Source organism: Mesorhizobium sp. M8A.F.Ca.ET.208.01.1.1, from assembly GCF_004791315.1.
Taxonomy (GTDB): Bacteria; Pseudomonadota; Alphaproteobacteria; order Rhizobiales; family Rhizobiaceae; genus Mesorhizobium.
The window spans coordinates 1078958-1091643 of sequence record NZ_SRUT01000002.1 but is presented as its reverse complement, the minus strand read 5'-3'; the positions used below and the strand labels follow the sequence as shown (position 1 = coordinate 1091643).

The 12686-nt window shown below is 64.6% G+C and carries 13 protein-coding genes; 10 read left to right on the top strand and 3 right to left on the bottom strand.

Features of this window, described 5'->3' with window-relative positions:
• Positions 1-135 precede the first annotated feature (135 nt).
• The 7 genes from rsfS to alr all read left to right on the top strand — a co-directional run bounded on the left by rsfS (position 136) and on the right by alr (position 7199).
• Entirely contained in the window at positions 136-513 is a 378-nt protein-coding gene (rsfS, locus tag EN851_RS15905) for a ribosome silencing factor (RefSeq protein WP_023777607.1), read from the top strand.
• Between the two features lie 80 nt (positions 514-593).
• Positions 594-1076 carry a 23S rRNA (pseudouridine(1915)-N(3))-methyltransferase RlmH gene (rlmH, locus tag EN851_RS15900; protein ID WP_127872159.1) on the top strand — a complete coding sequence of 161 codons (483 nt, stop codon included), beginning with the start codon at positions 594-596 and terminating at the stop codon, positions 1074-1076.
• A 154-nt stretch (positions 1077-1230) separates the two neighbouring features.
• Positions 1231-2580 (top strand): murein hydrolase activator EnvC, encoded by a 1350-nt coding sequence (locus EN851_RS15895; RefSeq protein WP_135929568.1) that lies wholly within the window; start codon positions 1231-1233, stop codon positions 2578-2580.
• A 1-nt stretch (position 2581) separates the two neighbouring features.
• The gene (locus EN851_RS15890) at positions 2582-3913 is read left to right on the top strand and encodes a S41 family peptidase (RefSeq protein WP_167531416.1); all 1332 of its coding nucleotides are present in this window, start codon (positions 2582-2584) and stop codon (positions 3911-3913) included.
• A 185-nt stretch (positions 3914-4098) separates the two neighbouring features.
• Positions 4099-5295: a divergent polysaccharide deacetylase family protein gene (locus tag EN851_RS15885; RefSeq protein ID WP_135929567.1), complete on the top strand. Its 1197-nt coding sequence runs from the start codon at positions 4099-4101 to the stop codon at positions 5293-5295.
• A 157-nt stretch (positions 5296-5452) separates the two neighbouring features.
• On the top strand, positions 5453-5968 hold the full coding sequence (locus EN851_RS15880) for an RNA pyrophosphohydrolase (RefSeq protein WP_135929566.1): 516 nt from the start codon (positions 5453-5455) through the stop codon (positions 5966-5968).
• A gap of 91 nt (positions 5969-6059) precedes the next feature.
• Positions 6060-7199 (top strand): alanine racemase, encoded by a 1140-nt coding sequence (gene alr, locus EN851_RS15875; RefSeq protein WP_135929565.1) that lies wholly within the window; start codon positions 6060-6062, stop codon positions 7197-7199.
• A gap of 64 nt (positions 7200-7263) precedes the next feature.
• On the opposite strand, the gene EN851_RS15870 is transcribed toward alr, so the two are convergent.
• Positions 7264-7464: a hypothetical protein gene (locus tag EN851_RS15870; RefSeq protein ID WP_127281267.1), complete on the bottom strand. Its 201-nt coding sequence runs from the start codon at positions 7462-7464 to the stop codon at positions 7264-7266.
• A gap of 10 nt (positions 7465-7474) precedes the next feature.
• Between EN851_RS15870 and rnk the strand changes: the two genes are divergently transcribed.
• The 3 genes from rnk (at position 7475) to EN851_RS15855 (ending at position 9825) form a co-directional block, all read left to right on the top strand.
• Positions 7475-7894, top strand: a complete 420-nt coding sequence (gene rnk / locus EN851_RS15865; protein WP_135863249.1) for a nucleoside diphosphate kinase regulator — start codon at positions 7475-7477, stop codon at positions 7892-7894.
• A gap of 14 nt (positions 7895-7908) precedes the next feature.
• Complete coding sequence (locus EN851_RS15860) at positions 7909-8454, top strand: GreA/GreB family elongation factor (protein WP_135929564.1); 546 nt, start codon at positions 7909-7911, stop codon at positions 8452-8454.
• A 114-nt stretch (positions 8455-8568) separates the two neighbouring features.
• The gene (locus EN851_RS15855; protein WP_135882274.1) at positions 8569-9825 is read left to right on the top strand and encodes a D-amino acid dehydrogenase; all 1257 of its coding nucleotides are present in this window, start codon (positions 8569-8571) and stop codon (positions 9823-9825) included.
• 142 nt (positions 9826-9967) lie between these two features.
• Here EN851_RS15855 and EN851_RS15850 read toward each other — a convergent pair whose 3' ends face one another.
• Both EN851_RS15850 and EN851_RS15845 read right to left on the bottom strand, forming a co-directional pair.
• Positions 9968-12121, bottom strand: a complete 2154-nt coding sequence (locus EN851_RS15850; RefSeq protein WP_135929563.1) for a phosphatidylserine/phosphatidylglycerophosphate/cardiolipin synthase family protein — start codon at positions 12119-12121, stop codon at positions 9968-9970.
• Positions 12118-12561, bottom strand: a complete 444-nt coding sequence (locus tag EN851_RS15845; protein WP_135929562.1) for a hypothetical protein — start codon at positions 12559-12561, stop codon at positions 12118-12120. The genes EN851_RS15850 and EN851_RS15845 overlap by 4 nt, the downstream gene beginning before the upstream one ends.
• Positions 12562-12686 lie beyond the last annotated feature (125 nt).

Here is a 12686-nt window from a genome sequence, read left to right as displayed (position 1 = left end):
GTTGGGGCTCCGTCTTGAAACTGCAACGGAACTCTGCCTATCTAAGTGGTGTCACCTGCTTTCAGGGGTGATTTGGTTGTTCTTGCTGCGAAAGGAAATACACTGAGAACAGCACTGCGGAAGAAGGCCGATATCATGCCTTCGCCGGCCAGGATCAGCGTAGACGACGCCGTGTCCCGTGCCATCAAGACAGTCCTTGCCAGTCTGGAAGACTCCAAGGCCGAAAATATTGTCTCAATCGACATTCAGGGGAAATCGAGCCTCGGCGACTATATGGTCGTCGCGTCGGGCCGATCGCACCGTCATGTCTCGGCTGTCGCCGACCATCTCCTCAAGGCGCTCAAGGATGCCGGCCTCGGCACGGCGCGCGTCGAGGGGCTGTCCGGCGCCGACTGGGTCCTGATCGATTCTGGCGATATCATCGTCCATGTCTTCCGTCCCGAAGTCCGCGAATTCTACAATCTCGAAAAGATGTGGCAGGCGCCGGATCTCGAGGAAGAGACCCTCCACTAAGCCGATTTTGTCTGGTGCATGTCGTTGCCTAAACCGGTTCCCACTTGGGTGACATGCATTAGCGGCTCATAGAGGCGAGGATGAAGATTTCAGTTCATGCCGTGGGCCGAATGAAAGCCGGCCCCGAGCGGGAGTTGGCCGACCGCTATTTCGAGCGTTTCGCCAAGAGCGGGCCCGCCGTGGGGCTCGAATTCGCCGGGATCACCGAGATCGCCGAGGGCCGCGCGCAGAGCGCCAGCGAGCGCCAGCGCGACGAAGGCTCGCGCCTGCAGGCGCAGCTGCAGCCAGGCACTGCCCTCATCCTGCTCGACGAGCGAGGCAAGAGCCTGTCCTCCCAGGATTTCGCCAGCCATATCGGACAGTTGCGCGATGGTGGGCGCAAGGCGCTGGTGCTCGCCATTGGCGGCGCCGACGGCCACGATCCGCCGCTGCGTGACCAGGCCGAGCTGGTGATGTCGTTCGGGGCGCTCACCTGGCCGCATCAGCTGGTGCGCGTGATGCTGGGCGAACAACTCTACAGGGTGGCGACCATCCTGTCGGGCCATCCCTATCACAGGTCCTGAAAGCGCCGGGTCGCACCGAATTTAGCCCCAATGCCGCGTAAATTCATCTGGGGGCTGCTTTTGCTTTGCAGGGCGTTTTTGCGAACCCTTTGGGCGACGGGCGCTAACATGGTTGATGATTCGTTAACGAAGCCGCGGATAGAATCGATCGCGAATGTCTGAAGGCTATAAATCGACGACGGGCTCATCGACCGGGGGCTCCTGGAGCGCGCGCTGCTGCATCGCGGCGGCGGTGATGCTGCTGTCGCTCCATGCGGCGCGGGCGGAAAACACGCTCGACATGGCGCCCGATCCGGACCAGAGCCGCGCCGAATACGAGCAGGTTTCCAAGGAAATAACGCTGTCGTCGGAACGGCTGGCCAAGCTCGCCGCCGATATCGCCGCGGTCAAGAAGGACCACGCCTCGATCACCGCCGCGCTGATCCAGTCGGCGATGACCGAACAGAAGCTCGGCCAGGACATCGAGGACATCGGCGCCAAGCTGGAGGGGCTGAAGGGCCAGCAACAGAAGATACGCGCTTCACTGTCGGCGCGGCGCGACGTGCTGGCCGAAGTGCTGGGCGCGCTGCAGCGCATGGGGCTCAATCCGCCGCCGGCGATCCTGGTCAAGCCGGAGGACGCGCTGTCGTCGGTGCGCAGCGCGATCCTGCTCGGCGCCGTCGTGCCGGAACTGCGCCAGCAGACCGATGCGCTGCTGGCCGATCTCAAGGAACAGACCCGGGTGACGGCCTCGATCGAGGCCGAACGGGCGCGGCTGACGGCCGCGGTCGGCGACCAGGCGGCGGAGAAGAGACGTCTTGGCATGCTGCTCGAAGCCAAGCAGAAGCTCGAGGCCGACACGAAGGCGCAGATGGCGGCCGAACAGCAGCGTTCCGAGCAATTGGCGGCCAAGGCCAGCAGTCTGAAGGATCTGATCGCCTCGCTCGAAGCGCAGGCGGACAAGAACCGCAAGGCCGCGGATGCCGCGAAGGCAGCCGCCGCGAGCCAGGCCGGCGGTACCGAGCCCGGAGGCGACCAGACGGCATCGCTGCCGGTTCCCGAGGGCAACCGGTTGACGGCGGCAGCGCCCTTCTCGGCGCTGCAGGGACAGATCGCCCTGCCGGTCACAGGCCGCATCAAACGCCGGTTCGGCGCCGACGACGGTAACGGCGCCTTGATGCTTGGGGACATGGTTGCGACACAATCGGGAGCCATCGTTACCGCGCCGGCGGATGGGAATGTGCTTTATGCGGGGCCGTTTCGCTCCTATGGTCAACTCTTGATCCTCAATGCCGGCGACGGTTATCATGTCGTCTTGGCTGGGATGAGCAGAATCAGCGTCGCGACTGGCCAGTCAGTGCTCGCAGGAGAGCCGGTCGGCGCGATGGGAGAAGCCCGGGTGGCAAGCACCTCGGTTTCGAAGAATGGAAATGCCACGCCGGAACTCTATGTCGAGTTCCGCAAGGATGGAAAACCCGTCGATCCGGCCCCATGGTGGGCGGACCGTTTTTCTGGAAGGACGTGAAATGATGCGGAAACTGTCGCTTCTGTTTGCCGGTGCGCTGATGGGCGCGTCCGCCATGAGCCTTGTCTATGGCGCACCCGGCTCGGCGGCGAACGCTGCGGGGTCGGAGACCTACAAGCAACTGGCGATCTTCGGCGACATCTTCGAGCGGGTGCGGGCGCAGTATGTGACCCCGCCCGACGACAAGTCGCTGGTCGAGAACGCCATCAACGGCATGCTTTCCTCGCTCGATCCGCACTCCTCCTACATGAACGCCGAACAGGCGCAGGACATGCGCGTGCAGACCAAGGGCGAATTTGGCGGCCTCGGCATCGAGGTCACCATGGAGAACGACCTGGTCAAGGTGATCACGCCGATCGACGACACGCCGGCCGCCAAGGCGGGCGTGCTGGCCGGCGACTATATCGCCAAGATCGACGGCGAGGAGGTTCGCGGCCTGACGCTCAACGACGCGGTCGACAAGATGCGCGGCCTGGTCAATACGCCGATCAAGCTGACCATCCTGCGCCAGGGCGCCGACAAGCCGATCGAGCTGACGGTCGTGCGCGACATCATCAAGGTCAAGGCGGTCAAGTTCCGGGTCGAGAACGACATCGGCTACATGAAGATCACCTCCTTCACCGAAAAGACCTATGACGACCTCGAGAACGCCATCGACACCATCAAGAAGCAGGTGCCGGACGACAAGTTGAAGGGCTATGTGCTCGACCTGCGCCTCAACCCGGGTGGCCTGCTCGACCAGGCGGTGAGCGTGTCGGATGCCTTCCTCAAGCGCGGCGAGATCGTCTCGACGCGCGGCCGCGATCCCAAGGACGTTACCCGCTTCGACGCCAAGCCCAAGCAGACCGACGACATCAACGGCAAGCCGATGATCGTGCTCGTCAATGGTGGCTCGGCCAGCGCTTCGGAGATCGTCGCGGGCGCGCTGCAGGATCTGCGCCGCGTCACGGTGGTCGGTACGCAGTCCTTCGGCAAGGGCTCGGTGCAGACCATCATCCCGCTCGGCGAGAATGGCGCGCTCAGGCTGACGACGGCGCTCTATTACACGCCGTCGGGCAAGTCGATCCAGGGCAAGGGCATCACGCCCGACATCAAGGTCGACCAGCCGTTGCCGCCGGAACTGCAGGGCAGGGACCTGACGCGTGGCGAGTCCGATCTCAAGGGCCATATCAAGGGCGCCGACGAGAGCAAGACCGGCTCCGGCTCCGCAGCCTATGTGCCGCCGGATCCGAAGGACGACCTGCAGCTCATCTATGCCGAGCAGCTGCTGCGCGGCCAGAAGACCGATCCGGCCTTCCCGCCCAATCCGGAAAAGGCCGTGCTCAACCAGTAAGGCCAGCAACCGGTCTGGCCGGTTGAACGAAGCAATGCGATGCTGCCGGGACCGTGAGGTTCCGGCAGTTTGATTCGGGGCAGGACCAGGCCTCCAGGGACGGCGCCAAGGGTGGCCAGGATTGATGAATTCGTGCATGTCTTCCCGAAGGAGGTCGCCTTCGGACCGTGCACCGGGGACAGGGCTTGGCTGATATCGGCAAGGACATCGAACGCCCGCTTGGACAGACGGTCCGGGCGCCGCGTGCCGCCGGCAAGATCAGCGTAGGCGTGATCGCGGCGAGCGCGGTCGTGCTGGCCGTGGTCGGAGTCTCGGCCGCGATCGCGCTCAGGGAAAAGCCGTTTCGAAAACCGCAGGAAGTCGCCGTTTCGACGCCGAAAGTGACCGCGGCGGCGGAGCCCGCCGTGTCGTCTCCCGCATTGGCCCCGGCAGCGACGCCAAAGGTGGAGACGCCGGCGAAGGACTTGTCGACCAAGAGCGGCGGTCCGCAGATCATCCATGTGCAGACGGAAGAAGGCGATGGCCCTCCCAAGGCGGCAATCGTCATTCGCGATCCGTCGACAGTCGGCCAGAACCTCAAGATCGCGCATATTCCCGACAGGGCGCTGATCGAAACCAGTGAAACCGGGCCTTTGCCGATGCGCTCCGCCGATGGCCGGCGGCCGTTCGACGTCTATGCGCGGCCATGGTCCGGCACGCGTGGCGCACGTGTTGCCATCGTCATTGGCGGGCTCGCTGTTTCACAGACCGGCACCCAGGCGGCGATCGCCAAACTGCCGGCGGAAGTGACGCTGGCCTTCGCGCCGCAGGGCAACAGCATCGGCCGCTGGATGCAGGCCGCGAGGCAGAGCGGCCATGAGATCGTCATGCAGGTGCCGCTCGAACCGTTCGACTATCCCAACGTCAACCCCGGCCGCAACACGCTGACGGTGGCGGCGACCCCCGACGAGAATCTCAGGAATCTGCACTGGGCGCTGTCGCGGACGACGAACTATACCGGCGTCATGAACTATATGGGCGCGCGTTTTTCCTCCGACGCGGCGGCGATGCAGCCGTTCATGGCCGAGCTCGGCAAAAGGGGCCTCGCCTATATCGACGACGGCTCGTCGGCGCGCAGCCTGGCTCCGGACATGGCGTTGAAGGATGGCGTGCCCTTCGTCGCCGGCGACACGGCGATCGACGCGGTCCAGGATCGCGGCGCCATCCTGAAGAAGCTCGACAGTCTCGAAGCGACCGCGCGTGCCAAGGGTACCGCTGTCGGTATCGGCTCGGCTTTCGACCTGACGGTCGACACCGTCACCTCCTGGATCGCTGAAGCGAAGAAGCGTGGCATCGAGATCGTGCCGGTTTCAGCGGTGGCCGTCGATCCGCAAAAAGGCTAACAGCCCGTCTTGATAATTCTACTCCGGTGGGCATCTGGCGGTGCTTTCCGCGCTTCCGGTACTCGCGTACTTTAAGTACGCTCCGCTCCGGTTCTCGAAACCGCTCTCCACCTGCGTCACCGGGAGCGAAATTCTCAAAACGGCTGGAATCTCACCCATGGCCAAAAAAGTCGACCGCGAAACGCTGCCTTATCGCCCCTGTGTCGGGCTGATGATCCTCAATGGCGATGGCCTGGTCTGGGTCGGGCATCGCATTGCCGAACCCGACAGCGAGTTCGCCGGCACGACGCAGCTCTGGCAGATGCCGCAGGGCGGCATCGACAAGGGCGAGGAGCCGCTGCAGGCGGCGGAGCGGGAGCTCTATGAGGAGACCGGCATGCGCAGCGTCTCGCTGCTGGCCGAGGCGCCGGACTGGATCAACTACGACCTGCCGGATCATCTCGTCGGCATTGCCTTCAAGGGCAGGTATCGCGGCCAGACCCAGAAATGGTTCGCGTTCCGCTTCCACGGCGATACCAGCGAAATCCAGATCAACCCGCCGCCGGGCGGCCACACCGCCGAATTCGACAAATGGTCGTGGCGGCCGATGCAGGATCTTCCCGACCTGATCGTGCCGTTCAAGCGCAAGGTCTATGAAGACGTGGTGGCGGCGTTCCGGCACCTGGTGCCGTAGCTGGACGAGTTGCGACCGGGTTCGAAGGACCTTGGTTGCCGTGCCGGCGCGTCGGTCCTATTGATGTTAATCCGCTACAAGGAGGGTCGCCATGAACGACGCCCCCGCAAGGTCGCTGCCCCATGACGTCGCCGCCGTAAGCCAAGCGGCTGCCGGGGCGATCTTGACCATCGATCTCGGTGCGATCCGTGAAAACTACCGGCGGCTGAAGGCAAGGCTGGGCGGCGCACGTTGTGCCGGCGTAGTCAAAGCCAACGGCTACGGTCTCGGCGCGAGCCAAGTGGCATCGGCGCTGATGAAGGAAGGCTGCGGCATCTTCTTCGTCGCGCTGCTGGCCGAAGGCATCGCGCTGCGCAAGGCGATCGGAGCCGGACCTGAGATCTACGTGCTGAACGGATTGCCGCCAGGCTCCGAGCCGGAGGCGGTCGCGTCCGATCTGTGCGCGGTCGTCAACAGTGGCGCGCAGTTGGAAGCCTGGCGCGCGGCGGCGCATCGCGTTGGCCGAAAACTTCCAGCCGCCATCCAGGTCGACAGCGGCATGTCGCGGCTTGGCATGGCGCCGGCCGAAGTCGAGGCGATGGCCGGTGATGCCGCCGCGTTCGACGGCATCGCCGTCAGATATGTGATGAGCCATCTGGCATGCGCGGACGAGCCGCGCCATCCCGCCAATGAACAGCAGCGGCTGGCCTTCGAGCGGTTGCGCGCCAGGCTACCCGAGGCACCCGCTTCGCTCGCCAACTCCTCCGGCATCTTTCTGGGGCCGTCCTACCATTATGATCTCGCCCGCCCTGGCGCCGCGCTCTACGGCATCAATCCGACACCTGCCGAACCCAATCCGATGCAGCCCGTGGTGCGGCTGCAGGCCAAGGTGGCGCAGACGCGCAGCGTCGAACAGGGCACCGGCATCGGCTATGGCCACACCTATCACGCGGAAGCGCCGCTCAGCCTGGCGACGATCTCGTTCGGCTATGCGGATGGCTGGCTGCGCCGGTCCGCGTCGGCCGCCTGGTTCGAGGGGGTGCGCCTGCCCTTCCTCGGACGGGTGTCGATGGATTCGATCATTCTCGACATTTCCGCCCTGCCGCCCGGCAAGCTTCGGGAAGGGGATCTCGTCGAACTGCTCGGCCCTTCGCAAACCGTCGACGACGCCGCCGGCCATGCCGGCACCATCGGCTACGAAATCCTGGCCAGTCTCGGCACGCGCTTCCACCGGCGCTATGTCGGCGGTTGAGCGGTTTGGCCACGCTTGACAAGCGGACGCCTGTCGGCAAGGTTCGGCGCATGAGCAACCTCGCTTATATCAGAACCTTGTTCAGGGTCTGCCCGATCGCGGGATCGTAGCCCCGGCGCGGCCGCCTTTCGGCGTTCGTCCGTACCGGGGCATCCATACATCCACCCATCGCCATCAAGCCGCACCGCTCTCCGCGGCTGCCGGCTTTCATCAGGCCGCCGTCAACGCGGCGGCAAGCGCGCATCCGTTCGATGCGCCGATCCATGAGGTTTGCCATGCAACATGCAACGGGACTGCATCCATCCGTCCAAATTCTAATCAGCGACACCGACCATGACAGGTTGACCGGCCTGGCCCGGACCGTGCTCGACCGCGCGCCCGAGACGGCCGATGAGCTGCTCGCGGAATTGGACCGGGCGGTGATTACGGAAGCGGCGGCAATTCCGGCCGGCGTCGTGCGAATGGGGTCGACAGTCACGGTTCGCGGTGAAGGCGGTGATATCAGGCGCATCACGCTGGTCTATCCAGGCGACGCCGACATTGCCGAAAACCGGATCTCGGTGCTGACGCCGATGGGAACGGCGCTTGTTGGCGTCAGCACCGGACAGGTGGTGTTCTGGAGCGGCCGTGGCGGCCGCAAACTGTCGGCAACCGTGGAGGCGGTCGATACGCCCGCCGGCGGCGGCGAGCACTGATCGTGGAGGCGATAATGAAAAACGGAAGCTGCCGCCTGACGACGAAGGATTTCGCCGTCCTGGAAGTAATGCTCGAGCGCCGGCGGGCATTCGCGGATCCGATGGTCGCGATGATCGAAGAGAAGCTTTCCAATGCCGGCGTCGTGCCCATCGAGTCGGTCGAACCCGATATCGTGACGCTGAACAGCCGGGTGGTGTTTTGCGTCGATGCCGGTGCGGCCGAGACGCGCACCCTGGTGCAGAACGACGTGCGCGGACCGGTCGGCTCCAGCCTGTCGGTGGTAACCAGGCGCGGCCTGTGCATGCTTGGCATGGCGCAAGGCCAGACGGCATCGCTCGAACACCCCGACGGCAGGCGCGAATCGATCCGGATCAAGGCGGTGCTCTATCAGCCGGAAGCCGCGCGGCGGGCAGCCCGGGAAAGAGCTTCCGCTGGCGGATCGCGGCCACATGGGCTGACCCTCGTCTACAGCGCTGACACGTCTATCCGGCCTCTTGGCGAGACGGCAGGAATGCGGCAGACAGGGAAAGACGACGATCCCGGTCCGTCGGCGGCGTGAAAAGCCACGGCGCATGGTTGAGAAGATCGGAATCGATTTTCGCCGGCGATCGTGCGCAAATCGCAGATGTGGCCGTGTCCTTCGGCATGAAGGACACGGCGTAAGGAGTGAATGATGAAGATCATGGTGCTGGGCAGTGGCGTCATCGGGGTGACCACGGCCTATTATCTCGCCGAGGCCGGCCATGAGGTGACGGTGATCGACCGCCAGAAAGGCCCGGCGCTGGAGACCAGCTTTGCCAATGCCGGCGAGATTTCGCCCGGCTATGCCTCGCCCTGGGCCGGCCCCGGCATTCCGCTCAAGGCGATCAAGTGGCTCCTGATGAAGCACGGCCCGCTGGTGGTCCGGCCGGCCTTCGACCCGCATATGTGGACATGGCTGGTCAAGATGCTGCGCAACTGCACCGCCGAGCGCTACGCCATCAACAAAGCGCGCATGGTGCCGCTGGCGGAATACAGCCGCGACACGCTGAAGGCGCTGCGCGAAGCGACCGGCATTGCCTATGACGAGCGGACCCAGGGCACGCTGCAGCTGTTTCGCACGCAAAAGCAACTCGACGGCACTGGAGGCGATGTCGAGGTGCTGAAGAAATATGGCGTGCCGTACGAAATCCTCGACAAGGATGGCTGCATCGCGGCGGAGCCGGGGCTGGCCGGCGTGCGCAAGAAGTTCGTCGGGGGGCTGAGACTGCCGCATGACGAGACCGGCGACTGCAAGATGTTCACCGACAGGCTGACCGAGCTCTGCGTGGCGCGCGGCGTCAAGTTCGAGTACGACGTGACCATCTGGCGCGTCATCCGCAGCCGCAATCGTGTCGCCAATCTGAGCACCAGTGCTGGCTGGAAGGCGGCAGACGCCTATGTCATGGCGCTGGGCAGCTATTCGGCGGGTTTCATGCGCCGGATGAAGCGGTCGATCCCGGTCTATCCGGTCAAAGGCTACTCGATCACGGTGCCGATCAAGGACGCCGCCGCCGCACCGGTGTCGACCGTAATGGACGAGACCTACAAGGTCGCGATCACCCGGCTTGGTGACCGCATCCGCGTCGGCGGCACGGCCGAGATTTCCGGCTTCGATCTCAGGCTGCACGAATCGCGGCGCCGCACCCTGGAACACTCGGTCGGCGATCTCTTTCCGGGCGCCGGCGCCATGCGCGAGGCGACGTTCTGGTGCGGGCTGCGGCCGATGACGCCGGATGGACCACCGCTGATCGGCCGCACCGAACTGTCCAACCTCTATCTCAATACCGGCCATGGAACGCTGGGCTGGACCATGGCCTGCGGCTCGGCCAAGGTGCTGGCCGACATCATCTCGAACCGGGTACCCGACATCGACGTGCGTGCCCTGGCGCAGGAGCGTTATCTTAAATAGCCCGCGCGCGTCTCGCCGGCGCGCTCTGTTCCTTGCTTTGATGCATGTCGTTGCCCCAAAACCGGAGCCACTTTTGGGCGACATCTCTTGGGTGGATGCAATTCCGGACGGAAAACCGCTTCGCACTTTTCCTGGAATTGCATCAGAACGCCTGCCTGACCCAGGCCTCGTCGAACAGCAGCCGGTAGGCCCACGGGATCGTCAGTTTGGTGGAAACCGGGTTCGAGTGGGCGAGATAGTCGTCATAGACCGGCTTCATCCTGGCGTAGAAGGCGGGGTCGAGCACCATCATGCCGTTTTCCGAATCGTGGAAGAAGCTGCGGTTATTGAGGTTGACCGAGGAGATGGCGACCAGCCTTTCATCGATCATCATGATCTTGGAATGCAGCACCACGTCAGGTGCCTTGAATTCGCGGATGTCGATGCGGTCGCCATATTTCTCGACGAACAGCTTGTTGAGCGCGGTGAGGAACCTGCCGCCGATATCGCCCTTGAGGTCGATGCGGCCGACAATGTCGATCTTGACGCCGCGGGCGAGCGCCCGATCGAAGGCCCGGGCGAGGCTCGGCGTCAGATTGAGGTAAGGGTTGACGATCTGGATATGGTGCTGGGCGGCGTCGACCAGCTCGACGAAATAGGCCTCCAGCGCGTGGTCATCCTCATAGGGCACCGAAATGAAATGCCGGACATTGCCAGATGGCAGGCCATCTCCGTGGACCGGGATGGAGAAGGGACGCGCCAGGTTTGTGTCGGCGTCGCGCAGCCATATTGTCGACAGATGCGCGGCGAGCGTCTCGACCATCGCCCTGTCGGCGAACTCGATGTCGAAGTCGCTCCAGTTCGAATAGTAGTTCAGCGAAAGGCCATCGGTCTTGCCGTATTGCTCGAGGTCCGGATAGCGGGACAGGTCGATCGGCCGGTGGAACAGGAAGCCATCATGGATGTTGCGGCCGCCGATGATCACGCGCGAACGCGCGGGGTCCTGCGCCAGCGTCGCCAGCATCTTGATATGATGGGTCTTGTGCAGCTGTGAAATCTGCTCGTCGATCGGCGCGCCATGATCCGCCCGCCAGCGGTATTCCTGCAGCTCGACATTGGGGAATTCGGCCGCCAGGCGCTGCAGCATGGCGTCGTCCTTGTCACGTTCAAGCACGTCGGTGACCATGATGCGCACCTTGGCGCCAAGCGCTGCATGATGGCGGATCAGCCGTTCGATGATGCGCCCGGAAAAGTCGGCCTTGAATTCGAGCGAGGACAGATAGATCAGCTTCAGCCTTGGCGCCTTCGAGAAATCGAGCGGCAATTCCGGATCGCCCTTGTCTATTGCCGCATCGGACAGAGGCGCGCCCATCAGTGCCTCGACCTTGGCGTTGAAGCCATCGCGCGATTTGCGCAGCAGCCTGGGGTGGCCGATCGGCATGGCGCAGGTCTGCGACAGCCACCGGCCGGCATAGAACGCGCGCTCGAGGGCGTCGAGGCCGGCGCCGTCGGGGACCGGGCAGCGCTGGTAGCGGCTATCCAAACTGGCGAGCGCCGGATCGGCGGTCTCTTCGCGCCGGATGGTGAGCGGCGCGCCGGTGGGCGCGAGGCTGGAGCGGATCCTTGCCGTGCACCGGTTCAGGTCATCGGCCGGAAACAGGCTGACCGTGTCGTTCTCGCTCGACAGGCGAAGGCGGAATGCCGCGCCGGCGGCAATGGTGCGTGAGGCTCCGGCGGCGCGGATCGCCAATGCGCCGTCGCAACTGCCTTCGATATCGGCTGGCTGCTGGCCGGCCTGGCGCACGACGATCTCGGTGTTGCGTGCCTGCAAGCCGGAAAAATCGAAGGTCTTGGAAGCCGAGGCCCGCGCCGCCGCATCGATGTAGAGCGTCTGCCGCGACACCCGCCAGCGGCCGTCGAAATGGCCGTCGCCGCCGCCCCCACTGGCCGGCGGCAGATGAGCGTTGGCGACCGGTCCGGCCAGTTGCCGTAGTGTCGAATATGTTGCCTGGAAATCGCGGTTCTGGACATCGCGGCGGTTGCGCCCGAACGGGCCGGTGCCGTTGGCTCGGTCCATGGCGCCGAGCTGGTTGTTGGCAAGCAGCGCCAGGAACCGTCTTTCGTAGTCGCTGTCGATGGCATTGCCGAAGAACCACGCCGCCGCGACCTGTGGCCCGGGCGTGCCGGCCGACAGCGAGGGCCGCGCGCAAGCTTCCTGTCCCGCCAGGAAGTCGCAGGCATTGCTACCCGCACCGGCACAACCGGCAAGGGCAGCCAGCCCGAACAGGGCGAGGATGACGATCGTGCGGCTATTCACCCGTTGGCTCCGGCCTTCATGGCGCTCAACTGCGCCGGGTCGCGCGGCGGCATGAAACCTTGCGGAAAAACCTTGCAGACGGGTATGGCGAAGGTGGCGATCAGCAGTTCGGCCTCGCTGCGCGTCTTGCGCGGTGCCGTCTTGTCGTCGCGGATTGCCCGCGCCGAGGCGACAAGGGCGCCGTCGCAGTCGCAATGGTCGCGGCGGGCGATGTAGCAGGCGTCATGGGTTCGGCAAACGGCGTCGAGGCGGTCGACCGGCCGGGCCGACAGATCGCCGGTGCGGGTGCCGGGACCGCAGTAATTGCCGATGACGAAAGGCGAGGGGCGCGCCATGGCGTAGCGGATCGGCTTGGGCAATTCGGCTTCCGGTACCTTTGTCCATGGATTGGCGCATGCGGAGACAAGAAGCAGCGGCAGGATGGCAAGAACGGCTCGCATGTCTATCCGCGCCAGCTTTCTGAAAGATGTCCCCACCCGGCGCCCGCCTTGCGTGGCCGAGGGCCGCACGCCTGATGCCACACTGGCTGGTTTTGTGGCAAGGAAAAGGCGGCGTGTGGGGACCG

Excerpts from the sequence above, each read along its gene's own strand:
- EN851_RS15895 (WP_135929568.1), top strand. The coding sequence starts at position 1,231 with ATGTCTGAAGGCTATAAATCGACGACGGGCTCATCGACCGGGGGCTCC.
- EN851_RS15855 (WP_135882274.1), top strand. The coding sequence starts at position 8,569 with ATGAAGATCATGGTGCTGGGCAGTGGCGTCATCGGGGTGACCACGGCC.
- rnk (WP_135863249.1), top strand. The coding sequence starts at position 7,475 with ATGCAACATGCAACGGGACTGCATCCATCCGTCCAAATTCTAATCAGC.
- EN851_RS15870 (WP_127281267.1), bottom strand. The coding sequence starts at position 7,464 with ATGGATCGGCGCATCGAACGGATGCGCGCTTGCCGCCGCGTTGACGGC.
- EN851_RS15890 (WP_167531416.1), top strand. The coding sequence starts at position 2,582 with ATGATGCGGAAACTGTCGCTTCTGTTTGCCGGTGCGCTGATGGGCGCG.
- alr (WP_135929565.1), top strand. The coding sequence starts at position 6,060 with ATGAACGACGCCCCCGCAAGGTCGCTGCCCCATGACGTCGCCGCCGTA.
- rsfS (WP_023777607.1), top strand. The coding sequence starts at position 136 with ATGCCTTCGCCGGCCAGGATCAGCGTAGACGACGCCGTGTCCCGTGCC.
- EN851_RS15860 (WP_135929564.1), top strand. The coding sequence starts at position 7,909 with ATGAAAAACGGAAGCTGCCGCCTGACGACGAAGGATTTCGCCGTCCTG.
- rlmH (WP_127872159.1), top strand. The coding sequence starts at position 594 with ATGAAGATTTCAGTTCATGCCGTGGGCCGAATGAAAGCCGGCCCCGAG.
- EN851_RS15845 (WP_135929562.1), bottom strand. The coding sequence starts at position 12,561 with ATGCGAGCCGTTCTTGCCATCCTGCCGCTGCTTCTTGTCTCCGCATGC.
- EN851_RS15880 (WP_135929566.1), top strand. The coding sequence starts at position 5,453 with ATGGCCAAAAAAGTCGACCGCGAAACGCTGCCTTATCGCCCCTGTGTC.